The following is a 23,033-nucleotide window of genomic DNA, read 5'->3' on the forward strand; positions in this document are numbered from 1 at the left end:
GTCGTCACGGGTTCTTCGCGGTGACGGTCCGGTAGGCGATCTCGGCCAGCCGCGCCTGCCCGTTCCGGCTCGGGTGGAACCAGTCCCAGTGGCTCAGCTGCTCGGTGCCGAACTGGTAGTCGAACACCGCGTTGCCGTCGAACCGGCAGCGGCGGTCCTTCGCGCAGACCTCCTTCAGCACCGTGTTGTACGCCTCCACCCGCGCCTGCACCGTGTCGCGCCGCTTGACGGCCGCCGCGTCCAGCGCGTCCGCGTCGCCCAGCATCGACGGGCAGATGCCGAGCTTCCAGATCTGCTTGCCCAGCGCGTTCGTACGGCCCTCGGACCACAGCCGCTTCAGGTTCGGCACGCTGGCGACGTACACCTGCGTCTTCGGCAGCGCCCGGCGCAGCGTGTCCATCGCGGCCTGGAACTCTGCCCGGAAGTCCGCCACCGGCGTCATCGCGGCCGGCGAGTCCCGGCAGGCGTCGTTGGCGCCGGCCATCACCGCCACCAGCTCCGGCTTCTTCCGCACGGCCCGCGCCATCTGATCGTTCAGATCCGCCATCCGGGACCCGGTCACCGCGTAGTTCCAGCTGCGCTGGGCCGCCCCGGTCGCCCCCAGCAGCCGCACCGCCAGGCTGTTGACCGAGGCGTCGCTGCCCGTCGCCCACGACGCCTCCGGGCAGTCCGTCAGCACCATGCACGAGTCGAAGCCGCGGGTGATGGAGTCGCCGACCGCGGCGATCGAGTCCGGGCTGCGGTTCCAATCGGGTGACGGCGTGGCGGACGGGTGGGACGCTCTGGCGCCGGTGTTCGCCCCGGAGGCGTGGTCACCGACGGCGTCGCAGCCCGCGGTGGCCAGCACGGCCGCCGCCACCACGGCGTGAGCGGCCCGGATACGGTGACTTCGCTTCCGCATGCCCTGGGGCTCCCCTCGGTCGTCGTACAGCGCTCCCCTCCATGAGAACGCGCGAGGGTTCCCGCCCCCACTCGAGTGGGCGGCTCGCACCCGTACAAGCGTCCCCCCGGGTGAATGGAGGGTGTTTCCTGCCGCCGGGACCGACGGTACGTCACACTCCTTGCGCCCTCTCACGGTAGCCTCGCCATCAGCGTGGCCTTCAGCGCCACCGCTGTCCGTCCGCCCGCCCCTTGCCCCGCTCTGCCCGGAGGTCCCGGTGACGACACGTGGAGTTCTGTACGTGCACTCCGCGCCGCGCGCGCTGTGCCCGCACGTCGAGTGGGCCATCGCCGGTGTGCTCGGCACGCGCGTCAGCCTGGACTGGATCCGGCAGCCCGCCTCACCCGGCACCTGGCGCTCGGAGTTCTCCTGGCAGGGTCAGGCCGGCATCGGCTCCAAGCTCGCCTCCGCGCTGCGCGGCTGGCAGCTGCTGCGCTTCGAGGTCACCGCCGAGCCCTGCCCGACCGCCGAGGGCGAGCGCTACAGCTGCACCCCCGACCTCGGCATCTTCCACGCCGTCACCGGCATCCACGGCGACATCCTCATCCCCGAGGACCGCCTGCGCGCCGCCCTCCTCCGCTCCCAGCAGGGCGAGACCGACCTGGAGGCCGAGATCGCCAAGCTCCTGGGCAAGCCCTGGGACGACGAGCTGGAGCCGTTCCGCTACGCGGGTGAAGGAGCCCCGGTCCGCTGGCTCCACCAGGTGGTCTGACAGCTTCTCAAGCAGCAGGGCCCCCACCGGTCGGTGGGGGCCCTTCACGTGCGTGCGGCAGCCGCTCAGACCGTCCGGAACGCCAGAACCACGTTGTGCCCGCCGAAGCCGAACGAGTCGTTCAGCGCGGCGATGCGGCCCTCGACGGGCAGCTTGCGCGCCTCCCCGCGGACCACGTCCGCGTTCGCCTCGGCCTCGGGGTCGATGTTGTCGACGTTGATCGTCGGCGGAGCCACCCGGTGGTACAGCGCCAGCACCGTCGCCACCGACTCCACGCCGCCCGCGCCACCGAGCAGGTGACCGGTCATCGACTTGGTCGCGGAGACCGCGATGTGGTCGGCGTGGTCGCCGAAGACCTTGCGCAGCGCCTTCAGCTCGGCGATGTCACCGGCCGGCGTCGAGGTGGCGTGCGCGTTGACGTGCACGATCTCGGCCGGGTCCAGGTCGGTGCGCTCCAGCAGGTTCTGCAGGGCGTGCGAGATGCCGCGGCCCTCCGGCTCCGGCTGGACGATGTCGTGGGAGTCGGCGGAGATGCCCTGCCCGACCGCCTCCGCGTAGACGCGGGCGCCGCGCTTGGCGGCGTGCTCGGCGGACTCCAGGACGAGCACACCCGCGCCCTCACCGAGGACGAAGCCGTCCCGGTCGACGTCGTAGGGGCGCGAGGCGCCCTCGGGGTTCTCGTTGTTCTTGGACATCGCCATCATGTTGCCGAACGCGGCGATGGGCAGCGGGTGGATCGCCGCCTCCGTACCGCCGGCGACGACGACGTCGGCGCGGCCGGTGCGGATCATCTCGATGGCGTAGCCGATGGCCTCGGCGCCCGAGGCGCACGCGGAGACCGGCGTGTGCACGCCCGCGCGGGCGCCCACGAGCAGGCCCACGTTGGCCGAGGGGCCGTTCGGCATCAGCATGGGGACGGTGTGCGGGGAGACACGGCGTACGCCCTTCTCCTTCAGCACGTCGTACTGGTCCAGCAGGGTGGTCACACCGCCGATGCCGGAGGCGACGACCGAGCCGAGCCGGTCGGGGTCGACGTTGCCGTCCTCACCGGCCTTGCCGGTGAAACCGGCGTCCTTCCAGGCCTCCTGGGCGGCGATCAGCGCGAACTGCGCGGAGCGGTCCAGACGGCGGGCCTGCGGCCGCGGAATGACCTCGGTCGGCTCCACGGCGACCGGCGCGGCGATACGGACGGCCTGCTCGGCCGTCCATTCCTCGGTCAGGAGCTTCACGCCGGACTTGCCGGCGACCAGTCCCTCCCAGGTAGAGGCTGCGTCGCCACCCAGCGGTGTGGTTGCGCCGATACCGGTGACGACCACGGTGCGATTGGTCGAGCTCACGGGAATTCTTTCTCCAACGGATACGAGGATTCGTACGGCGCCACCGCCGGGTGGCGGGGCAGTCAGCCCAAGGTTGTGATCGGTCGATCAGCCCTGGTGCTTGAGGATGTACTCGGTCGCGTCGCCGACCGTCTTGAGGTTCTTGACGTCCTCGTCGGGGATCTTGACGTCGAAGCGCTCTTCGGCGGCGACGACGACCTCGACCATGGACAGCGAGTCGACGTCCAGGTCGTCGGTGAAGGACTTGTCCAGCTGGACGTCCTCGACCGGGATCCCGGCGATCTCGTTCACGATCTCGGCGAGACCGGCGACGATCTCTTCCTGAGTGGCGGCCATGTCGGCGCTCCTTCGTAACTATTCCAGAGGGTGTGGCGCCCACCGCGGCAGCGGCAGGTGGTGCGGTTCCCGTGCCGGAAACATGATCCGGCACGGAGTGCCTAGGGGAGGGTAACGACCGTAGCGGCGTAGACGAGACCCGCCCCGAAGCCGATGACGAGCGCGGTGTCGCCGCTCTTCGCCTCGCCGGTCGCCAGAAGCCGCTCCATCGCGAGCGGAATCGAGGCGGCCGAGGTGTTGCCGGTGGTGCGGATGTCACGGGCGACCATGACGTGCTCCGGCAGTTTGAGGGTCTTCACCATCGAGTCGATGATCCGCACATTGGCCTGGTGCGGGATGAAGACGTCCAGGTCGTCCGAGCTGATCCCGGCCGCGTCCAGCGCCTGCTGGGCGACCTTCGCCATCTCGAACACGGCCCAGCGGAACACCGCCTGGCCCTCCTGCGTGATCGCGGGGAACTTGACGTTGCCCTCGCTGTCCAGGGGAAGCTCGGAGACATCGCCGATCCGGAACCGGTCCCACGGCACGGTCTGCTTGATGACCTGGGCCTTGTCGCCCTCCGAGCCCCACACGGTCGGGCCGATCTCGGGCTCCTGGGAGGGGCCGACCACGACCGCTCCGGCGCCGTCGCCGAACAGGAAGGCCGTGGCCCGGTCCTCCAGGTCGGTCAGGTCGCTCAGCCGCTCCACGCCGATGACGAGGACGTACTCCGCCGAGCCCTCGACGACCATGCCCTTGGCGAGGGTGAGGCCGTAGCCGAAGCCGGCGCAGCCCGCCGAGATGTCGAAGGCCGCCGCCTTGTCGGTGCCCAGCCTGTCGGCGATCTCGGTGGCGATGGCCGGGGTCTGGCTGAAGTGCGAGACCGTCGAGACGACCACGGCGCCGATCTGCGAGGCGTCGATCCCGGCGTTCGCGATCGCCTTGCCGGAGGCCTCGACCGACATCGCCGCGACGGTCTCCTCGGGCGACGCCCAGTGCCGGGTCTCGATGCCCGAGCGCGAGCGGATCCACTCGTCGGACGAGTCGATCTTCTCGAGGATCACCTCGTTGGGCACCACCCGCGTGGGCCGGTAGCCGCCCACGCCGAGGATGCGCGCGTACGGGGCGCCCTTGGCGGGCTTGATCTTCGACATGATCGTCGGCTCCTCAGGGTGGGGGTCGTCAGGCGTGCTCGGAGATGAGTTCGCGGGCCGCGTCGAGGTCGTCGGGGGTCTTCAGCGCCAGCGTCTTCACGCCGGGCAGCGCGCGCTTGGCCAGACCGGTCAGCGTGCCGCCGGGGCACACCTCGATCAGGGCGGTGGCGCCGAACTCCTTGAAGGTCTCCATGCACAGGTCCCAGCGGACCGGGTTGGCGACCTGGCCGACCAGCCGCTCGACGACCTCGGCGCCGCTGTGCACGGCCCGGCCGTCCTTGTTGGAGACGTAGGTGACCTTCGGGTCGGCGGGCGTGAGCGCCTTGGCGGCCTCGGCCAGCTTGTCGACCGCGGGGGCCATGTGGTGCGTGTGGAAGGCACCGGCCACCTTCAGCGGGACGACCTTGCGCACGCCCTCGGGCTTGTCCTCGTTCAGCGCGGCCAGCTGCTCCAGGGTGCCGGCGGCCACGATCTGGCCCGCGCCGTTGACGTTCGCCGGGGTCAGGCCCAGCTTCCGCAGATGCGCGACGGACACCTCCGGGTCGCCGCCGAGCAGCGCCGACATGCCCGTCTCGGTGATCGCGGCGGCCTCGGCCATCGCCAGACCACGCTTGCGGACCAGGGCCAGCGCGGCGGTGTCGTCCAGCACGCCCGCGAACGCGGCGGCGGTGATCTCACCGACGCTGTGGCCCGCGACCACGCCCGCGCCGGTGTCACCCAGTGCCGCGGCCGACAGCAGCCCGGCGGCCACCAGCAGCGGCTGGGCCACCGCGGTGTCGCGGATCGCGTCCGCGTCGGCCTGCGTCCCGTAGTGGACGAGGTCCAGTCCGATGGCGTCCGACCAGGCGGTCACACGGTCGGCGGCACCGGGCAGTTCGAGCCAGGGGGTCAGGAAGCCGGGCGTCTGGGCACCCTGGCCGGGAGCGACGAGTACGAGCACTCTCACACTCTCTCTTGGGGACGGCCGGGGCCGCCCGTGGGGACAGGGACGAAGAACGCAGAGGGGTTTTGTGGACCCCCGACAAAAGCCTAGGTCTGGGGATCTCCATCGGCCAGACGCCCCAGGATCAGCGCGATCCGTAGCGTGAACGCGGATCGTACATCGGAGGGCGACCAGCCGGTGACGTCTGTCACACGTCGGAGCCGGTAGCGCACGGTGTTCGGGTGAACGAAGAGCATCCTCGCCGCGCCTTCGAGACTGCTCGCCTGCTCCAGATAGACGCTGAGGGTTTCCAGCAGCGCGGAGCCGGCCTCCTCCAGCGGTCTGTAGATCTCCTCTACCAACTGCTCGCGCGCGCCCGGGTCGCCGGCGATGGCGCGTTCCGGCAGCAGATCGTCGGCCAGCACCGGCCGCGGCGCGTCCTGCCAGGCGAAACACGCCTTCAACCCGGCCGCGGCGGCCTGCGCGGACCGGGTCGCGGTGAGCAGATCGGGCTCGACCGGCCCGGCGACGACGGGCCCGGCGGCGAAGGGCCCGATCAGCGACTTGGCCACCGCCAGCGGATTGTCGCTCCCGCCCGCGATCACGACGAGCCGGTCCCCGAGCACCCCGGTGAGCACCTGCAGCTTGGCGTGCCGGGCCGCCCGCCGAATGGCCTCGACGGTCAGCTCGGAGTCCCCGTCGGGCGCGGTCCCGAGCACCACGCACACATGTTCGGGCGAGTTCCACCCCAGGGCGGCGGCCCGCGACACCGCGCCCTCATCCGCCTCCCCGCTGAGCACGGCATTGACGACCAGCGACTCCAGCCGGGCGTCCCAGGCACCGCGTGCCTCGGCGGCCTGGGCGTACACCTGGGCGGTGGCGAAGGCGATCTCCCGCGCGTACACGAGCAGCGCCTCGCGCAGCACGGCCTCGTCCCCCGGCGCCGCCACCTCGTCGATGGCCGACTCCATGACCTCGATCGTGGTGCGCACCATCTCCACGGTCTGCCGCAGCGTGATCGCCCGGGTCAGCTCGCGCGGAGCGGTCCCGAACACATCGGTGGAGATCGCCTGAGGCGCGTCGGGGTGCCGGAACCACTCGGTGAAGGCCGCGATGCCCGCCTGGGCGACCAGCCCGATCCAGGAACGGTTCTCCGGGGGCATCGCCCGGTACCACGGCAGCGTCTCGTCCATCCGGGCGATGGCCTGCGCGGCGAGGGATCCGGAGGACTTCTCCAGCCGTTTCAGGGTCGCGGAGTGCGGATGGACAGCGGGTGCTGCGGCTGGGGCCTTGCGGAATACGGGTTCGGGCACGGGACAAGACTGCCTCATCCGGACGTCAGCGCGTGCCGCCGGGTAGGGACCGGGGCTTCTCCGGGCCTTTGCGGCCGGGGACTACGGTGGTCTCCGTGACGACGGAAGCGACGACGAAGCGACGACGAAGTGACGACGAAGTGACGACGGAAGTACGGCGCGCGGCGGAGCGCTACCGGGGCGGCGAGCCGGCCGCCGGAATCGAAACCCGGCACGCCTTCTCCTTCGGCCCGCACTACGACCCGGACAACCTCCGCTTCGGCGCCCTGATCGCCTGCAACGAGGAGCACCTGGCCCCCGGCGCCGGCTTCGACGAGCACCCGCACAGCCACACGGAGATCGTCACCTGGGTCGTCGAGGGCGAACTGACCCACCGCGACTCCACCGGCCACGAGACGGTGGTCCGCCCCGGCGACGTCCAGCACCTGAGCGCGGCGGCCGGCGTCCGCCACGTGGAACGCAACGACGGCGACGCCCCCCTGACCTTCGTCCAGATGTGGCTGACCCCACTCCACCCCGGCGGCACCCCCCGCTACGAACTCGCCCACGACACCACCTTGTACGCCGTCCCGGAGGCCGGCGCCACGCTCCACATCCGCCGCCTGACGACGGGGGAGCGGACGGCGGTGCCGGACGCGGCGTATGTGTACGTCCATGTCGTACGGGGCGAAGTACGGCTGGGCGAGGACCGGTTGGGCCCGGGGGACGCGGCGCGGATCACGGATGCCGAGGAGCTGAAAGCGATGGCGGTGACGAACGCGGAGCTGCTGATGTGGGAGATGCGGGCCGGGTGAAAGGGGCCGGTCCACTTTTGGATCGCGTCCGGCCGCCGCATCGTGATCTCACGAAGCGAGCACGCATCACGCCCGGCGTGCAGGTGAGGGTGACTGATCAGTGAATGTGGTGTGAGGTGTCCGACTTCAGGGCACTGACGAAGGCGGTGAAGGCTGAGGCCGGAAAGGAGAGGGCGGCTTGGGCCGGGGCTTTTGAGTCGCGTATGGCTATGCGGGTGTGCAGGTTCGCGATTTCTACGCAGGTGTTGCCGTCACCTCCGCCGGAGTACGACGACTTCCGCCAACAGATGGCCTGCTGCATGCGAGCGCCTCACAGTTCCTTCGTCATGTGGTGGATGAAGTCCCGTGACGCCACGGGGTCCAGTGCTGCCTTCCCCACCTTATTGAGCAGGGTACGGAAGCGCGCCAGTTGGGATTCGGCATCGATGAAGGCGGTTCCGTGTGGCGCGTCCCGCAGAACTGTGTCCAGTCGGGAGAGCGGGCCGCCGACGTACATCATCTCGATTCCGGCTCCGGCGAAGCCCTCTCTGCTGAAAGGGATCACTCGCACCGTTACGTGGCCACGTTCGATCTCCTGCAGGATCCGCAGGAGTTGGGCGCGTGCGATTCGGCGGTCGGACACCAGGATGCGTAGCGCCGCTTCGTGCACGATCGTCTCGTACGGCGTCGGACGTTCGTGGTCCAGGACGGCCCGGCGCCTCATGCGGTGCTCGACCCGAGGATCCAGTTCGCTGTCGGGCAACTCGGGAACCATGTAACCGAAGACCGCACGGGCGTAGTCCGCGGTCTGGAGGAGTCCGGGGACGTGACTGGTGACCACCTCTCGCAGGGACGTCGCGTGGTGCTCCGCCTCGGCGACATCCAGGAACACTGGAGGAAGTACCGCCCGGTACTCGTCCCACCAGCCGCGGGTGCGCTCACCGCCCATGGCCACCAGTGCGTCGATCAACGCCTCGTCTGCGCAGGCGTAATGAGCTGCGAGGCGCCGGATGCGTTCCTCACTGACGCCTGCGATGCCTGCTTCCATCTGACTTACCTGAGCCGAGGTCGAGTTCAGGAACGCCGCCACATCGCGGGCCTTCAGGCCGGCGGACTCCCGCAGCCTGCGCAGTTCGGTGCCCAGGCGCCTCTGGCGCGCGGTGGGATGGTTCCTCGGCGCCATGCTCCCCCCTGCCTTCAACAGCCGTGAATGCGTGCCACGTTCGGGTGCCAGAGTATGCCAACTGGTTGCAGGGGCAGAAATTAATGCCCTACTGTCAGTGACGTAGCGCATACGATGTGGCACCCCGGGTTCCGGAAGCGCACCGCTCCGTCCTGCCATGACGGCTGAGACAAGCCACCGCCCGCCGCCGCGTCCCGACAACCTCCTCGCCGTTGAATGGAGCTGACGCATGCCCGAAAACGAGCCCTGGGAGTACACCCTGTACATCCCGAACGACCCTCGTGCCGTCACCATCGCTCGCCGCACCCTTCGGCTGATCCTCACCACGCACGGGTTGATTCGCCTCGTCGACACGGCCGAGTTGCTGGCGACGGAGCTGGTCTCCAACGCCGTACGGCACACCAAGGGGCCCGCCGCCCTGCGGGTGCGCTGGTCGGCGGGCGTACTGAGGATCGGGGCGTGGGACACCGGTCCCGCACCGCCCGAGCCGTCGGCCCCGCTGGAGCAGGTCGTCGACCTGGAGGAGGGTCGTGGGCTCGCCCTGGTCCGGGCCTGCGCCGATCTGTGGGGCTGGCAGCCGCTGGCCAGGGAGGGCAGCCGGGGCAAGTACGTGTGGTGTGACCTGATCGCGGTGTAGCTCGTTGATCACATCGGATGGAAAGGAGGGCGGATGGTCGGTTCGTCGCACGAAGGTCTGCATCAGATCTGCCAGAAAGACCCGGCTGGTTTCACGCGCACGCTTCAGCATGTGCTGCACATCCCGATTCCCGAACCGCGCGACTTCGCGGTCCTCAACGCGGACCTGACGGAGATCGAGCCGGTCGAGCGACGTGTGGACGCACTGCTGCGGGCCGAGACGGACGAGGGGACGTACCTTCTGGTCGTCGAGTCTCAGGGCAAGCGGGACGAGGACAAGCGCGGAAGCTGGGCCTACTACCTCAGTTACTTGTACGCGAAGTATCGCTGGGAGCCGGTGCTGATCGTCCTGACCCAGAGCAGGTCCACGGCACGCTGGGCGACACGGCCGATCCGCCTGGGCCTGCCTGGCTGGCACTCGCTGACCGTACGACCGCTCGTGCTGAGCCCTGAGAACGTCCCGCTCGTCGCTGACGAAGCCGAGGCCCGGCGGGACGTCTTTCTCGCGGCCTTCTCGGCGATGACGCATGGTAAGGGATCGGGCGCCGCTGCCATACTGAAACCGCTGGCGGCAGCCCTGGCGACCACTGATACCGACAGCGCGGGAATGCTCGCGCAGTTCGTCGAGTCGTGCCTGGTCGATGCCCAGGCCAAACAGATCTGGAAGGAGCTGATGATGCCGGTCAACTACTTCTTTCGGCACCCGGTGGCCGAGCAGGTGCGTGAAGAGGGTCGGGAAGAAGGCCGGGAAGAAGGTCGGGTCGAGGAGAGCGCCGAGATGACGCTCAGCATTCTGGAGTGGCGCGGTATCCCGGTGCCGGACGCCGTCCGGGAGCGGGTGCTGGCGTGCACGGATCACGAACAGCTCAAGGCCTGGGCCCAGCGAGCGGTCCACGCCACGAAGGCGGAGGACCTGTTCGCGCAGGGCGGCGCCGAGTCGGCCTGAGGGCGGCCGGGGCCGGCCGGCGGTGTGCCGGCCGGCGGTGTCGGTGTCAGCGCAGTTCCGCCAGTATTCCGTCCGTGAAGGGCGGCCACGCCTCGATCGCCCACGGGCCGAAGGCGCGGTCCGTCAGCGCCACGCAGGCCGCGCCCGCGTCCGGGTCGACCCACAGGAACGTGCCCGACTGGCCGAAGTGGCCGAAGGTGCGGGGAGAAGAGGACGCGCCCGTCCAGTGGGGGGACTTGGAGTCGCGGATTTCGAAGCCGAGGCCCCAGTCGTTGGGGTTCTGGTGGCCGTAGCCCGGCAGGACGCCCTTGGTGCCGGGGTACTGGACCGTCATCGCCTCGGCGACCGTGCGGGGGTCCAGCAGGCGCGGGGCCTGGAGTTCGGCGGCGAAGCGGAGCAGGTCGTCGACCGTCGAGACCGCGTCCTTCGCCGGGGAGCCGTCCAGGGTCGTCCGCGTCATGCCCAGGGGGGCCAGGACCGCCTGGCGCAGGTATTCGGGGAAGGGGATGTCCGTCGCCTTCGCCACGTGGTCGCCGAGCTGTTCGAAGCCCGCGTTGGAGTACAGCCGCCGTTCGCCGGGCGGGGCTGTCACCCGGTGGTCGTCGAAGGCCAGGCCCGAGGTGTGGGCCAGCAGGTGGCGGACGGTCGCGCCGGGCGGGCCGGCCGGCTCGTCCAGTTCGATCGCGCCCTCCTCGTACGCCACGAGCACCGCGTAGGCCGCCAGCGGCTTGGTGACCGAGGCCAGCGGGAAGCGCTGCGCGGTCGGACCGTGGGTGCCCACGGTCGTGCCGTCCGCGCGGACCACGCCCGCCGCGGCGGTGGGGACCGGCCAGTTCTCGATCGACGCCAGACTCTTCAACGACATGACATCGAGCCTATGCGGCTCACGGCTTCAACCTCATCGAGGGGTCCGGCTTGCGCACGAAGCCCAGCTCGGCGTAGAGCGGCTCGGCCTCGGCGGACGCGGTGAGGTCGACCTGTGCCGCGCCCCGCTCCCGGAACCAGTCCAGCAGCGCCTCCATGCACGCGCGTGCGTACCCGCGGCGCCGGGCGTCCGGATCGGTCGCGACGCTGAAGACGTACCCGACCCGCCCGTGCGGATTGCCGGCCCGCCCGATCCGGTACTCGAGCGTCCCGGCCACCAGCGCGGCCAGTGCGCCCGGCCGCTCCGGGTGATCCACGACGAACGCCGCGAAGTCCCCGTCCGGCTCGGTGAGCCGGGCCCTGAGGGTCGACAGGGACTCGGCCTGCCAGTCGGTGGAGGTGTCGGCGCCGGGAACCGAGTCGATCATCACCTGGCGCAGTCGCAGCACTTCCGCGGCGTCCTCGGGCTCGGCACGTCGTACGAGACTCATGGCCCGCACGCTAGCCACCGCACCCGCCCCGCGTCCCCCGCTTTTTCCGGCCGCCCTGCCGGTTTCCGCTTGCTTGGAGCGCACTCCAACCCCATAGCGTGGAGGCCATGACGGTGACGCAGACCACGGCCGTGACCACCGAGGAGGCCGAGCAGGCCCCCATCCGTACCGACCTCTGCGCCGCCGGACCCCGGCGGCACCCGCGCCCCGACGGGCAGGACAGCTACACCATCAGCGAGGTCGTCGCCTTCACCGGTCTGACGGCCCACACCCTGCGCTGGTACGAGCGGATCGGCCTGATGGCCCACGTCGACCGCTCGCACACCGGCCAGCGCCGCTACACCAACCGCGACCTGGACTGGCTCGACCTCGTCGGCAAGCTGAGGCTGACCGGGATGCCGGTCGCCGACATGGTCAGGTACGCGGAGCTGGTGCGCGCGGGCGAGAGCACGTACGGCGAGCGGTACGCGCTGCTCGAGGCGACCCGCCGGGACGTCCTGGCCCGGATCGGCGAACTGCAGGACACGCTCGCGGTACTGGACCGCAAGATCGGTTTCTACGCGGACGCCGGACGCCACCACGAAGCGGAGAGGAACAGGACTCGATGACCGACAGCAGGATTCCGACGGTACGGCTGGGCGAGGGCGGACCGGAGGTCGGTGTACAGGGCCTCGGCTGCATGGGCATGAGCTTTGCCTACGGCCCCTCGGACGCCGAGGAGTCCCGCGCCACGCTGGAGCGGGCCCTGGAACTGGGCGTGACGCTCTACGACACCGCGGACGCCTACGGGCAGGGCGAGAACGAGCGGTTCCTCGCGCCGTTCCTCAAGGCGCACCGGGACGAGGTCGTGATCGCCACCAAGTTCGCGCTGGCGATCCCGCCGGACGAGCCGACCAGGCGCGTCATCCGCAACGACCCGCCGTACATCCGGCAGGCCGTCGAGGCGAGTCTGACGCGCCTGGGCGTCGACGTGATCGACCTCTACTACATGCACCGGCGCGACGTGAACGTCCCCATCGAGGAGACCGTCGGGACCATGGCCGACCTGGTGCGCGAGGGAAAGGTCAAGCACCTGGGGCTGAGCGAGGTCACCGCCGAGGAGCTGCGGGCCGCGCAGGCCGTGCACCCGATCGCCGCCGTGCAGTCGGAGTGGTCGCTGTTCAGCCGGGACATCGAGGCGCACGTGGTGCCGGCGGCGGCCGAGCTGGGGGTGGCGCTGGTGCCGTACTCGCCGCTGGGGCGGGGGTTTCTGACCGGGGGCTTCGTCGACGCGGAGAAGGAGTTGAGCAGCGACGACTTCCGGCGCAACATGCCTCGCTTCCAGGGGGAGAACGCGGCCGCCAACGCGGCGCTGTTGGAGCCGATCCGTGCGGTCGCCTCCGCCCACGGGGCCTCGCTCGCGCAGATCGCGCTGGCCTGGGTGCAGCAGCGGGCGTCCGTGCACGGGCTGCCGGTCGTTCAGATTCCGGGTACGCGGAAGCCGGGCCGGGTGGAGGAGAACGTGGCGGCGACGGGGATCGTTCTGACGGGGGAGGAGCTGTCCTCGCTGGAGCCGATCGCCTCCGAGGTGGCCGGCACGAGGTATCCCGACATGTCGTTCGCTTCGGCGGGACGGGAGTAGCGGCGGCTCCCGAGGCCGGGCAGCTACAGCTCCGCCAGTAGCTGCGCCTTCTTCACCGAGAACTCCTCGTCCGTCACCAACCCCGCCTGGTGGAGTTCCCCCAGGTGGCGGATTCGTTCCGCGATGTCCGCGGGGTCGCGGCGCGGGACCGTGACCGGGGTCGGGGGGCTCGCCGACCGGACCGCGGCCAGTACGGCCGCCGCGAACGGCAGGGACTCGTGGACCGGGCCGTAGCCGAGGCCGAACACCACCGCGGCCGGATCCTGGTCCGGCTGCGGTGGCTGTACGGCGGTGGCGGCGCCCGCCTCGCGCGGCAGCAGCCGCAGATGCCCCTCGAACACCTCCGGTGAGCGCCACTCCACCCCGCCCAGTTCGGCGACGGGAAAGCTCTGGTCGCCGGCCTTCCACTTGGCCGAGGACGCCCCCGTCCAGGACCACCGGAAGCGCACCGCCGTACCGTCGAAGGACGCCTTCCCGTCGTACGCCTTGAACCGGAGCGGCGCCGCGGGCGCCGCCACCAGGTGGCGGTCGGCCGGGCCGCTCTCGGTGAGGCGTGCGCGGAGCTCGTCGGCGTAGTACTCGGCGAGTGCCTCCCGCTCGGCCGGCAGCACCAGGCGGTACGGGTCGCAGCCCTCCTTGAGCTGCCCGTCGGCCGCGTCCATCAGCGGATCCGCGCCGGGCCTGGGCTCGGCGCGCAGGACCACCGTGCCGCGTCTGCCCGCGGAGAGTGTCACGCCCGCGAGCGCCGCCAGCGGAATCCGGCGGGTATCGAGTGCCTGGAAGAGTTTGGGCGTTCGAATCCCCCGTTCGTAGCGGATGAGCACGGAATCGGACTCGAACTCCCAGGCAGCATGAAATCCGGCCAGTACATCACCCATGCGGCTCATCGTAGGCGGCGCGAGCTTCTTCGTCCCTCCCCGCGCAGACCGCACTTCCTGCTGTCTCTACGCGCGTCCAGCCGTCGTCGTACCGGACAAATCCGCCCGGCACCTGTCGTCGTCATGGGCGCACCGCACCGAGTCGTATGCGCCGACCCCGATCTCGGCGAGGTTGGTCAGGCTGTCGGTGCCCGGCTCGAAGTAGCCGGCGTGGCCCTTCGCGCCCCGTGCCGACAGCACCCGCGCCCCGAACGCGGGGGAGACCGGGTCGGCGCCGTGGCCGAGGCCGCCGAGCTCCAGGTACGGCACGTCCTGGACCCAGTCGGTGGCGTCCCGCATCGCCCACACCCGGGCGGAGGTGCGCAGGTGGGAGGCCTTGCGCACGCGCATGCCGGGGCTGGCGGCCACCGCTATGTCGGACACCCGGTCCGGCAGCCCGCGCGCGGCGACGCCGCACACCACCGAGCCGTAGCTGTGGCAGAACAGCGAGACGGGCGAGCCGCCGGGCAGCCCGCGCAGCAGCCTGTTCAGCCGGACGGCGCCCTCCTCGGCGCGCATCGCCGTGGCCGCGTCCACGCCGAGCCCGCTGGGCGCGGTGTAGTCGGCCCAGGCGATCACGGCCGTACGCGTGCCGGGCGCCGCCGTGCGCTCGGCCGTGTACAGGGACTTCGCCATGCCGTACAGCGCCGAGTACGGACGGTAGGTCTTCCGGAAGGTGAACAGGTCGGTGTCGACGCCGGGGACGACGACGGAGATCCGCTGTGCCCTGCGCAGGTCGCCGAAGACCTCGGCGACGCGGCCGGTGCCCTCGGGGTCGAAGGCGAGGATCTGCCGGTCCTTCGCCATCAGCGTCGTGTAGCGGTTCATACGGCGGCCGGCGGCCTGCTGCCCGGCCGGGGTGAGCCGGCTGTCGTGCACGCGTTTCAGTTCGACCTCGCGCGCCTGGTGGAGCGCGATGCGGTTGGCCTGGTAGCGCAGCTTGACCGGGGCGCCGTTCATGTTGCCGACCGCGAGCGGATAGCGGTGGGCGAGCCGGCCGCGGTCCTGCGCGGTGAGCGAGGCGAAGAAGCGGCTCAGCAGGGCGGGGGCCGCGTCCGGGGCGGGCAGCCGGTTCCCGTGCAGGCGGCCGTGCTCCCACGCGGACAGGGACGCCTGCAGGGCGGTGGTCCCGCGATGGCCGCGCACGGCGGTCCAGCCGGTGGTGGCCAGCATCACGAAGACCACGGCCAGTGCGAGCAGGGCGCGCCAGGCGTTGAGTTGTGGGGAGGTGTCGAAGGAAGTCACTGGGAGGACACACTAGGAGAACGAGAAGGTCTCGCGTTAACCGAGTGACAGGGATCACGTTTCAGGCGGCGTGAGGGTTGCTTCGGTCCGTACGTCTGTTCAAGGCGGGTCAGGCATATGGTGTTTCGGCGGCGGTGGCGTGTGTCCGGCTCAACGCCGGAGGGTCGTGCGCCAGTTCCCGGTCAGCGCGGGTCCCACCTGATCGAGGTACGCGGCGGTGAGTTCCCGTATCGCCTCCAGGCCGGCGTTCTCGCCCGTGCTCCACTGACGGCCCGTCACCCGCATCACCGCGCCGAAGGCGGCCACCGCCAGCCGCGGCCGCGGATCGGCGTCCACGTCCAGGCCCTCGCGCTCGGCGAGCAGACGCGCGATCTGCTCCTCGGTCTCCGCCGAGCGGCGCAGATGCGCGGCCAGCAGGACCGGTGTCGACTCGATCACCCGGAACATGCGCAGATACAGCTCCACGGGTACGACGGTCACGACGGCGTCGCTGATCGTGTCCCAGCCCTCCAGCACCGCCCGGCGCAGCGCCTCCAGCGGGGGTTCCCCGGGCGGGCGGGCGCGCAGTGAGTCGACGAAGTGCGCCTCCACCATCTCCTGTACGGCGAAGGCGACGTCCTCCTTGCCGCCGAAGTAGCGGAAGAAGGTGCGCTGGGAGACGTCGACGGCCTCGGCGATCTCGTCGACCGTCGTCTGCTCGTACCCCTGGGTGGTGAACAGTTCGAGCGCCGACCGCAGCAGCGCGTTCCTGGTGCGCCGCTTCTTGCGCTCGCGCAGCCCCGGCCGTGACACCGCCCGTCGTGCCGCTCCGGCGGTCCCTGCCGTCTCCATGGAGTTCTCCGGACCCCTTCCCCGCACTGTGAACTGTTTCCCCAGTTCAGACTATAGGAGGTGACACGTCAGTTACCGACTTGTGAACCCGTTTGTCGATTGTCAGTGGCTGTCATTAGCCTCGAACCCATGACTAGTCAGACCGCAATCGAATCGACTGGGCCGGGGGACGCCTCAACAGCCCCGTCGGACCCCGCGCCGTCCAAGGGGCTGCGCGGGCACCCATGGGTCACCCTGATCACCGTCGCCGTAGGGGTCATGATGGTGGCCCTCGACGGCACCATCGTGGCCATCGCCAACCCGGCCATCGCCAAGGACCTGAACGCCAGCCTCGCGGACGTCCAGTGGATCACCAACGCCTACTTCCTCGCCCTCGCGGTCTCCCTGATCACCGCGGGCAAGCTCGGTGACCGCTTCGGGCACCGGCAGACCTTCCTCATCGGGGTGGTCGGCTTCGCCGCCGCCTCCGGGACGATCGGGCTGTCCAGCACCATCGCCATGGTCATCGTCTTCCGGGTCTTCCAGGGCCTGTTCGGCGCGCTGCTGATGCCGGCCGCGCTCGGTCTGCTGCGGGCCACCTTCCCGGCCGAGAAGCTCAACATGGCCATCGGCATCTGGGGCATGGTCATCGGCGCCTCCACCGCCGGCGGCCCGATCCTCGGCGGTGTCCTCGTCGAGCACGTCAACTGGCAGTCGGTGTTCTTCATCAACGTGCCCGTCGGCGTCCTCGCCCTGGTCCTGGGCGTGCTGATCCTGCTCGACCACCGCGCCGAGAACGCGCCGCGCTCCTTCGACCTCCTCGGCATCGCCCTGCTCTCGGCCGCCATGTTCTGCCTGGTCTGGGCGCTCATCAAGGCGCCGGCCTGGGGCTGGGGCGACGGCACGACGTGGGCGTTCATCGTCGTGTCCCTCGTCGGCTTCGGCGCCTTCGCGTTCTGGGAGACGCGGGTGAAGGAGCCGCTGATCCCGCTGGCGCTGTTCCGCTCGGTGCCGCTGTCCGCGGGCGTGGCCCTCATGGTCCTGATGGCCATCGCGTTCATGGGCGGCCTGTTCTTCGTCACCTTCTACCTGCAGAACGTGCACGGGATGAGCCCGGTCGAAGCGGGCGCGCACCTGCTCCCGCTCACCGGCATGATGATCGTCGGCTCCCCGCTCGCGGGCTTCATGATCACCAAGGTGGGCCCGCGCATCCCGCTGGCCGGCGGCATGGCCGCCACCGCACTCGCCATGTACGGCCTGTCCACGCTGAAGACGGGCACGGACAGCGCCACCATGTCGCTCTGGTTCGCCGTGCTCGGCCTCGGCCTCGCCCCCGTCATGGTCGGCGCCACCGAGGTCATCGTCGGCAACGCGCCCCTGGAGCTGTCCGGTGTGGCCGGCGGACTGCAGCAGTCCGCCATGCAGATCGGAGGCAGCCTCGGTACGGCCGTGCTGGGCGCCGTGATGGCCTCCAAGGTGGACCACGACCTGGCCGGCAACTGGAAGGACGCGCAGCTCCCGCCCATCACCCCCGCCCAGCTGGACCAGGCCTCCGAGGCGGTCCAGGTCGGCGTGGCGCCGGTGCCGCCGGGAACGCCCGAGGCGATCGCCGCGAAGATCACCTCCGTCGCGCACGACACGTTCATCTCCGGCATGAGCCTCGCCTCCCTCGTCGCCGCCGGAATCGCGGCCGTGGCCGTTTTCGTCGCGCTGCTCACCAAGCGCGGGGAGAACGCGGAGGCGGGCGCGGGGGTCGGCCACGTCTGACAGGGGGTCAAGTCCTCCGTAGGGGGTGGAGGGCGAACGGCTGCGGCGCGCTGCTGGAGGGGGGCAGCGCGCGGGCGGCTTCGACGGACGGAACGGGGGTACCCGCATCCGTGAACCCGAGGTAAATCCAACTCGACGACTGGTTCAGGGAGTTGATGATGGCGGGCTTCGGACGCGGAACGCGCGGGTACCCCCGGTCACGTGGCCGTACGTGGTCACGGACCGGGCCGGACCGTGCGACGCTCGGGATCATCGGGACCATCTGCGCGGTCGCCGGTTTCTTCGTGCTGAGCATCATCCTCGGCCCGGTGGCGGTCGCCTGCGGCTGGCTGGCGATGGGGCGCAGCTGGGCGGGCAACCGTTCGCTGCCGGCTCTGGTCGCCCTGGTCCTGGGTGCCATCGACACGCTGCTGGGCGTTGTCTCGCTGGCCGGGGCGGTGACCTGGGGCCTGCCGACGTAGCTGCGGCAGTGGTGCCGCGCAGCCTGCGGGCATGCGTGCCTCCCCCAGTGCTGAACGCCTGGGGGGACCCCAGGGCGATGGGGGTCCCCCTGCTCGAGCGAAGCCGAGAGCCCGGGGGAGGGTGGGCGCTGGGGGCACCCTCTGCTCGAAGAGCTCGGGGGAGGCATCCCGCAAGCGCGGGCAAGCCCATCCACCCCCAGCGCAACTCGGCGCACCACTCACCCGGTGGGAGGGGCGGCGAGGCCTACGGCTCCGCCGCCCCTCGGGCACCCCTACTACGCGTCGCCGCCCGCCGTTCCCGGGGCCGCCGCCGTCACGTCGAGCAACTGATACCGGTCGATGGCCTGCTTCAGGACCGACCGGTCGACCTTCCCCTCGCGTGCCAGCTCCGTCAGCACGGCCACCACGATCGACTGCGCGTCGATGTGGAAGAACCGCCGGGCCGCACCCCGGGTGTCGGCGAAGCCGAATCCGTCGGCGCCCAGCGACTGGTACGTTCCCGGCACCCACCGCGCGATCTGGTCCGGCACCGACCGCATCCAGTCGGAGACGGCCACGAATGGCCCCTCGGCCCCGCTCAGCTTCCGCGTCACCCACGGCACCCGCTGCTCCTCCTCCGGGTGCAGCAGGTTGTGCTCCTCGCACGCCACCGCCTCGCGGCGCAGTTCGTTCCAGGAGGTCGCCGACCAGACATCGGCCTTGACGTTCCACTCCTGGGCAAGGATCTTCTGCGCCTGAAGCGCCCACGGGACCGCCACGCCCGACGCCATGATCTGCGCCGGGGTCTCGCCCGCGGTGCCCTCGCGGACCCGGTGGATGCCCTTGAGGATGCCCTCGACGTCCACGTTCGCCGGCTCGGCCGGCTGCTGGATCGGCTCGTTGTAGACGGTGAGGTAGTAGAAGACGTCCTCGCCGTGCGGGTGCTGCTCGTCGCCGCCGTACATCCGGCGCAGGCCGTCCTGGACGATGTGCGCGATCTCGTACCCGTACGCCGGGTCGTAGGCCACGCACGCCGGGTTGGTCGAGGCCAGCAGCTGCGAATGGCCGTCGGCGTGCTGCAGTCCCTCACCTGTCAGGGTCGTACGGCCGGCGGTCGCGCCCAGTACGAAACCGCGCGCCAGCTGGTCGGCCATCTGCCAGAACTGGTCGCCGGTGCGCTGGAAACCGAACATCGAGTAGAAGACGTACACCGGGATCAGCGGCTCGCCGTGCGTGGCGTACGCGGAGCCCGCCGCGATCAGCGAGGCCGTGCAGCCCGCCTCGGAGATGCCGTCGTGCAGCATCTGCCCGGTCGGCGACTCCTTGTAGGCGAGCAGCAGATCGCGGTCGACCGCCTCGTACTGCTGGCCCAGCGGGTTGTAGATCTTCGCGCTCGGGAAGAAGGAGTCCATGCCGAAGGTGCGGTACTCGTCGGGCGCGATCAGCACGAACCGCCTGCCGATCTCCTTGTCCCGCATGAGGTCCTTCAGCAGCCGGACGAAGGCCATGGTGGTGGCGATGGACTGCTGGCCCGATCCCTTCTTCACGGACGCGTACGTCTTGTCGTCCGGCAGCGCCAGCGGCTCGGAGCGCACGATCCGGGTCGGCACGTAGCCCCCGCAGCCCTTTCGGCGGTCGTGCATGTACTGGATCTCGTCGCTGTCGCGGCCCGGGTGGTAGTACGGCGGCGGGCCGGACTCCAGCTCCTTGTCGGAGATCGGCAGGTGCAGGCGGTCGCGGAAGTGCTTGAGGTCCTCGACCGTCAGCTTCTTCATCTGGTGGGTGGCGTTGCGGCTCTCGAAGTTCGGGCCGAGCGTCCAGCCCTTGACCGTCTTGGCCAGGATGACCGTCGGCTGGCCCTTGTGCTCCAGGGCCGCCTTGTACGCCGCGTAGATCTTGCGGTGGTCGTGACCGCCGCGGCCCAGCATCAGGATCTGGTGGTCGGTCATGTTCTCGACCATCTTGCGCAGCCGGTGGTCGTCGCCGAAGAAGTGGTCGCGGATGTACGCGCCGGACTCGGTGGCGTACGTCTGGAACTGGCCGTCCGGCGTGATGTTCATCTTGTTGACCAGCACGCCGTCGCGGTCCTGCGCCAGCAGCGGGTCCCAGGAGCGGTCCCAGATCAGCTTGATCACGTTCCAGCCGGCACCGCGGAAGATGGACTCCAGCTCCTGGATGATCTTGCCGTTGCCGCGCACCGGCCCGTCCAGGCGCTGCAGGTTGCAGTTGACCACGAAGGTCAGGTTGTCCAGGCCCTCACGGGCGGCGATGGACAGCTGGCCGATCGACTCGGGCTCGTCCATCTCGCCGTCGCCGAGGAACGCCCACACGTGGGAGTCGGAGGTGTCCGCGATCCCGCGCGCGTGCATGTAGCGGTTCATCCGGGCCTGGAAGATCGCGCTGATCGGGCCGAGGCCCATGGAGACGGTCGGGAACTCCCAGAAGTCCGGCATCGAGCGCGGGTGCGGGTAGCTGGACAGACCGTAGGGCGCCTTGGACTTCTCCTGGCGGAAGCCGTCCAGGTGCTGTTCGGTGAGCCGGTTCAGCAGGTACGCGCGCGCGTAGATGCCCGGTGAGGCGTGCCCCTGGAAGAAGACCTGGTCACCGCCGCGGCCGTCGTCCTTGCCGCGGAAGAAGTGGTTGAAGCCGACGTCGTAGAGGGAGGCCGAGGAGGCGAAGGTGGCGATGTGGCCGCCGACGCCGATGCCTGGGCGCTGGGCGCGGGAGACCATCACCGCGGCGTTCCAGCGGGTGGCGTTGAGGATCCTGCGCTCGATCTCCTCGTTGCCGGGGAAGAACGGCTCGCTCTTGGTGGGGATGGTGTTGACGTAGTCCGAGCTGCGCATCTCGGGCACGGCCACGCGCTTCTCGCGGGCGCGCTCGATCAGCCGGAGCATGAGGTAGCGGGCCCGCTCCCGGCCCCGCTCCTGGACGGCGGCGTCGAGCGAGTCGAGCCACTCCTGGGTCTCCTCGGGATCGAAGTCAGGAACCTGACTCGGAAGGCCGCCAATGATGATCGGGTTTCGATCGGATCCGGAAGCCACGCTGTTCCTTACCTGTCAGAGGACTGACATATCTGGGGCGTTTCTGGGCTCGTTCTGGAGTTTCCCTGGGTTCCAGTCGGTTTGTCTGCCTGTGTCTGCACCGTTCCCCATCGTGTACCTCGTAGGAGCCAAACGTCATCTCTACCCTGAGGTAACAAGGGCATCCCCGCGGGCACCCTGCCCGCGTGTGGTTCCCAAACACGCAAACCGGGCAGAAGGGTGTGGTGTGTGTCGCCGCCGGTCGCGATACCGTGTCAGGAGTTGCGGCGACACCGCCGGGATCGTCACCGTTTCGGCGGTCCGAACCGCCGGGTACTTGCGCGATCCGGCCCGCCCGTGTGGACTACGGCCAATGCTTCGCGCACGCGCGTGGCTGAAGACCTATATCGCAACACCATCAGGAGGCAACCCGTGAGCGCGACCGCGGACCACGCGGAGGAGCGGACGAACCCGGCCGCCAGGCTGGGATTCCAGCCCGGGCAGGTGGTCCAGGAGATCGGCTACGACGACGACGTCGACCAGGAGCTCCGCGAGACCATCGAGGAGGCGATCGGCAGCGAGCTCGTGGACGAGGACTACGACGACGTGGCCGACGCCGTGGTGCTGTGGTTCCGCGACGAGGACGGCGACCTGACGGATGCGCTGGTGGACGCCACCACGTACATCGAAGAGGGCGGCGCGATCCTGCTCCTCACGCCGAAGACCGGCCGTGCGGGGTACGTGGAGCCGAGCGACATCTCTGAATCCGCGACCACGGCGGGTCTGTCGGCGAGCAAGAGCGTCAGTGTGGGGAAGGACTGGAGCGGCAGCCGTCTGGCGACGCCGAAGGCGGCGAAGTCCAAGCGGTGACCGTCGGTCGGTGCGGTAGGCCCCGGGGGCTGCGCCCCCGGGTCACCGTTCCGGCCTGAACGGCCTCGTCCTCGAGCTCCCCCGAGCTCTTCGAGCAAGGGGGACCCCCGGACGGGCTGGTTTCAGCCGGGCTGGGCCGGAAGGCCCAGCCCGGCCTCTCGCACGCCCGCGGTGATCACTGCGTAGGGTGGTCTCACCCGAACAGTCCCACCGAAGGGAAGCAGGACGATGGCGATCCAGGTCGGCGACAAGGCCCCCGACTTCGAGCTCAAGGACAACCACGGCCGCACCGTGCAGCTGTCCGACTTCCGCGGCGAGAAGAACGTGGTGCTGCTCTTCTACCCGTTCGCCTTCACCGGCGTGTGCACCGGCGAGCTGTGCGCGCTGCGCGACAACCTGCCGAAGTTCGTCAACGACGACACCCAGCTGCTCGCCGTCTCCAACGACTCCATCCACACCCTGCGCGTCTTCGCCGAGCAGGAGGACCTGGAGTACCCGCTGCTGAGCGACTTCTGGCCGCACGGCAACACTTCGCGCGCCTACGGCGTCTTCGACGAGGACAAGGGCTGCGCCGTGCGTGGCACCTTCGTCATCGACAAGGAGGGCGTGGTGCGGTGGACCGTGGTCAACGGCCTGCCGGACGCGCGTGACCTGAACGAGTACGTGAAGGCGCTCGACACCCTGTGACCGGGGGACCCGACACCTGTGATTCATCGGCTTCAGGGCCTGCATGGGTCGGGAACCCGTCACTAGG

The 23,033-nt window shown here is 70.2% G+C and carries 24 protein-coding genes; 10 read left to right on the top strand and 14 right to left on the bottom strand.

The window, feature by feature from the left end; genetic code table 11:
- Positions 1–4: 4 nt before the first annotated feature.
- Positions 5–901: an SGNH/GDSL hydrolase family protein gene (locus tag ACX25U_RS25230; RefSeq protein ID WP_454383330.1), complete on the bottom strand. Its 897-nt coding sequence runs from the start codon at positions 899–901 to the stop codon at positions 5–7.
- A 256-nt stretch (positions 902–1,157) separates the two neighbouring features.
- Between ACX25U_RS25230 and ACX25U_RS25235 the strand changes: the two genes are divergently transcribed.
- Positions 1,158–1,652: a DUF3145 domain-containing protein gene (locus ACX25U_RS25235; protein ID WP_454383331.1), complete on the top strand. Its 495-nt coding sequence runs from the start codon at positions 1,158–1,160 to the stop codon at positions 1,650–1,652.
- A gap of 65 nt (positions 1,653–1,717) precedes the next feature.
- Here ACX25U_RS25235 and fabF read toward each other — a convergent pair whose 3' ends face one another.
- The 5 genes from fabF to fasR form a co-directional block, all read right to left on the bottom strand.
- Complete coding sequence (gene fabF, locus ACX25U_RS25240) at positions 1,718–2,989, bottom strand: beta-ketoacyl-ACP synthase II (RefSeq protein ID WP_454383333.1); 1,272 nt, start codon at positions 2,987–2,989, stop codon at positions 1,718–1,720.
- 87 nt (positions 2,990–3,076) lie between these two features.
- A complete protein-coding gene (locus tag ACX25U_RS25245) occupies positions 3,077–3,325 on the bottom strand; it encodes an acyl carrier protein (RefSeq protein ID WP_073951948.1) in 249 nt (82 codons plus the stop codon).
- Positions 3,326–3,426: 101 nt separating this feature from the next.
- Entirely contained in the window at positions 3,427–4,458 is a 1,032-nt protein-coding gene (locus tag ACX25U_RS25250; RefSeq protein ID WP_454383336.1) for a beta-ketoacyl-ACP synthase 3, read from the bottom strand.
- 28 nt (positions 4,459–4,486) lie between these two features.
- Positions 4,487–5,398 (bottom strand): ACP S-malonyltransferase, encoded by a 912-nt coding sequence (locus ACX25U_RS25255; RefSeq protein ID WP_454383338.1) that lies wholly within the window; start codon positions 5,396–5,398, stop codon positions 4,487–4,489.
- A gap of 89 nt (positions 5,399–5,487) precedes the next feature.
- Positions 5,488–6,693 carry a fatty acid biosynthesis transcriptional regulator FasR gene (gene fasR / locus ACX25U_RS25260; protein WP_454383340.1) on the bottom strand — a complete coding sequence of 402 codons (1,206 nt, stop codon included), beginning with the start codon at positions 6,691–6,693 and terminating at the stop codon, positions 5,488–5,490.
- 95 nt (positions 6,694–6,788) lie between these two features.
- On the opposite strand from fasR, the gene ACX25U_RS25265 reads away from it, so the two are divergent.
- A complete protein-coding gene (locus tag ACX25U_RS25265; RefSeq protein ID WP_454383342.1) occupies positions 6,789–7,487 on the top strand; it encodes a pirin family protein in 699 nt (232 codons plus the stop codon).
- A gap of 97 nt (positions 7,488–7,584) precedes the next feature.
- On the opposite strand, the gene ACX25U_RS25270 is transcribed toward ACX25U_RS25265, so the two are convergent.
- Together ACX25U_RS25270 and ACX25U_RS25275 are read right to left on the bottom strand one after the other, a co-directional pair.
- Positions 7,585–7,788, bottom strand: a complete 204-nt coding sequence (locus ACX25U_RS25270; RefSeq protein ID WP_454383344.1) for a DUF397 domain-containing protein — start codon at positions 7,786–7,788, stop codon at positions 7,585–7,587.
- Positions 7,789–7,797: 9 nt separating this feature from the next.
- Positions 7,798–8,649, bottom strand: coding sequence for a helix-turn-helix domain-containing protein (locus tag ACX25U_RS25275; protein WP_454383346.1), 852 nt, complete (start codon positions 8,647–8,649; stop codon positions 7,798–7,800).
- 229 nt (positions 8,650–8,878) lie between these two features.
- Between ACX25U_RS25275 and ACX25U_RS25280 the strand changes: the two genes are divergently transcribed.
- The gene (locus ACX25U_RS25280) at positions 8,879–9,286 is read left to right on the top strand and encodes an ATP-binding protein (RefSeq protein ID WP_454383348.1); all 408 of its coding nucleotides are present in this window, start codon (positions 8,879–8,881) and stop codon (positions 9,284–9,286) included.
- A 33-nt stretch (positions 9,287–9,319) separates the two neighbouring features.
- Complete coding sequence (locus tag ACX25U_RS25285) at positions 9,320–10,231, top strand: hypothetical protein (protein ID WP_454383349.1); 912 nt, start codon at positions 9,320–9,322, stop codon at positions 10,229–10,231.
- A 46-nt stretch (positions 10,232–10,277) separates the two neighbouring features.
- On the opposite strand, the gene ACX25U_RS25290 is transcribed toward ACX25U_RS25285, so the two are convergent.
- Both ACX25U_RS25290 and ACX25U_RS25295 read right to left on the bottom strand, forming a co-directional pair.
- Positions 10,278–11,096 (bottom strand): serine hydrolase domain-containing protein, encoded by an 819-nt coding sequence (locus ACX25U_RS25290; RefSeq protein WP_454383350.1) that lies wholly within the window; start codon positions 11,094–11,096, stop codon positions 10,278–10,280.
- 19 nt (positions 11,097–11,115) lie between these two features.
- Positions 11,116–11,586, bottom strand: coding sequence for a GNAT family N-acetyltransferase (locus ACX25U_RS25295; protein WP_454383351.1), 471 nt, complete (start codon positions 11,584–11,586; stop codon positions 11,116–11,118).
- Between the two features lie 107 nt (positions 11,587–11,693).
- Between ACX25U_RS25295 and ACX25U_RS25300 the strand changes: the two genes are divergently transcribed.
- Positions 11,694–12,194, top strand: coding sequence for a MerR family transcriptional regulator (locus ACX25U_RS25300; protein WP_454383352.1), 501 nt, complete (start codon positions 11,694–11,696; stop codon positions 12,192–12,194).
- Positions 12,191–13,207 carry an aldo/keto reductase gene (locus ACX25U_RS25305; protein ID WP_454383353.1) on the top strand — a complete coding sequence of 339 codons (1,017 nt, stop codon included), beginning with the start codon at positions 12,191–12,193 and terminating at the stop codon, positions 13,205–13,207. Before ACX25U_RS25300 ends, ACX25U_RS25305 begins: the two co-directional genes overlap by 4 nt.
- A 23-nt stretch (positions 13,208–13,230) precedes the next feature.
- Here the strand turns inward: ACX25U_RS25305 and ACX25U_RS25310 are convergent, their stop codons facing one another.
- The 3 genes from ACX25U_RS25310 to ACX25U_RS25320 form a co-directional block, all read right to left on the bottom strand.
- Positions 13,231–14,085 (bottom strand): DUF4429 domain-containing protein, encoded by an 855-nt coding sequence (locus ACX25U_RS25310; protein ID WP_454383354.1) that lies wholly within the window; start codon positions 14,083–14,085, stop codon positions 13,231–13,233.
- A 66-nt stretch (positions 14,086–14,151) separates the two neighbouring features.
- Complete coding sequence (locus tag ACX25U_RS25315; protein WP_454383355.1) at positions 14,152–15,369, bottom strand: alpha/beta hydrolase; 1,218 nt, start codon at positions 15,367–15,369, stop codon at positions 14,152–14,154.
- A gap of 150 nt (positions 15,370–15,519) precedes the next feature.
- The gene (locus tag ACX25U_RS25320) at positions 15,520–16,200 is read right to left on the bottom strand and encodes a TetR family transcriptional regulator (RefSeq protein ID WP_454383356.1); all 681 of its coding nucleotides are present in this window, start codon (positions 16,198–16,200) and stop codon (positions 15,520–15,522) included.
- Positions 16,201–16,329: 129 nt separating this feature from the next.
- On the opposite strand from ACX25U_RS25320, the gene ACX25U_RS25325 reads away from it, so the two are divergent.
- On the top strand, positions 16,330–17,946 hold the full coding sequence (locus ACX25U_RS25325; protein ID WP_454383357.1) for an MFS transporter: 1,617 nt from the start codon (positions 16,330–16,332) through the stop codon (positions 17,944–17,946).
- Between the two features lie 158 nt (positions 17,947–18,104).
- Entirely contained in the window at positions 18,105–18,407 is a 303-nt protein-coding gene (locus tag ACX25U_RS25330) for a small hydrophobic protein (protein ID WP_454383358.1), read from the top strand.
- Between the two features lie 275 nt (positions 18,408–18,682).
- On the opposite strand, the gene aceE is transcribed toward ACX25U_RS25330, so the two are convergent.
- Positions 18,683–21,430 carry a pyruvate dehydrogenase (acetyl-transferring), homodimeric type gene (aceE, locus tag ACX25U_RS25335; protein ID WP_454383359.1) on the bottom strand — a complete coding sequence of 916 codons (2,748 nt, stop codon included), beginning with the start codon at positions 21,428–21,430 and terminating at the stop codon, positions 18,683–18,685.
- 411 nt (positions 21,431–21,841) lie between these two features.
- Here aceE and ACX25U_RS25340 point away from each other — a divergent pair, with 411 nt between their 5' ends.
- Positions 21,842–22,279: a DUF3052 domain-containing protein gene (locus ACX25U_RS25340; protein ID WP_454383360.1), complete on the top strand. Its 438-nt coding sequence runs from the start codon at positions 21,842–21,844 to the stop codon at positions 22,277–22,279.
- A 228-nt stretch (positions 22,280–22,507) separates the two neighbouring features.
- Positions 22,508–22,966, top strand: a complete 459-nt coding sequence (locus ACX25U_RS25345; RefSeq protein WP_454383361.1) for a peroxiredoxin — start codon at positions 22,508–22,510, stop codon at positions 22,964–22,966.
- Positions 22,967–23,033 lie beyond the last annotated feature (67 nt).

The sequence above is a fragment of the Streptomyces sp. JNUCC 63 genome, assembly GCF_054366325.1.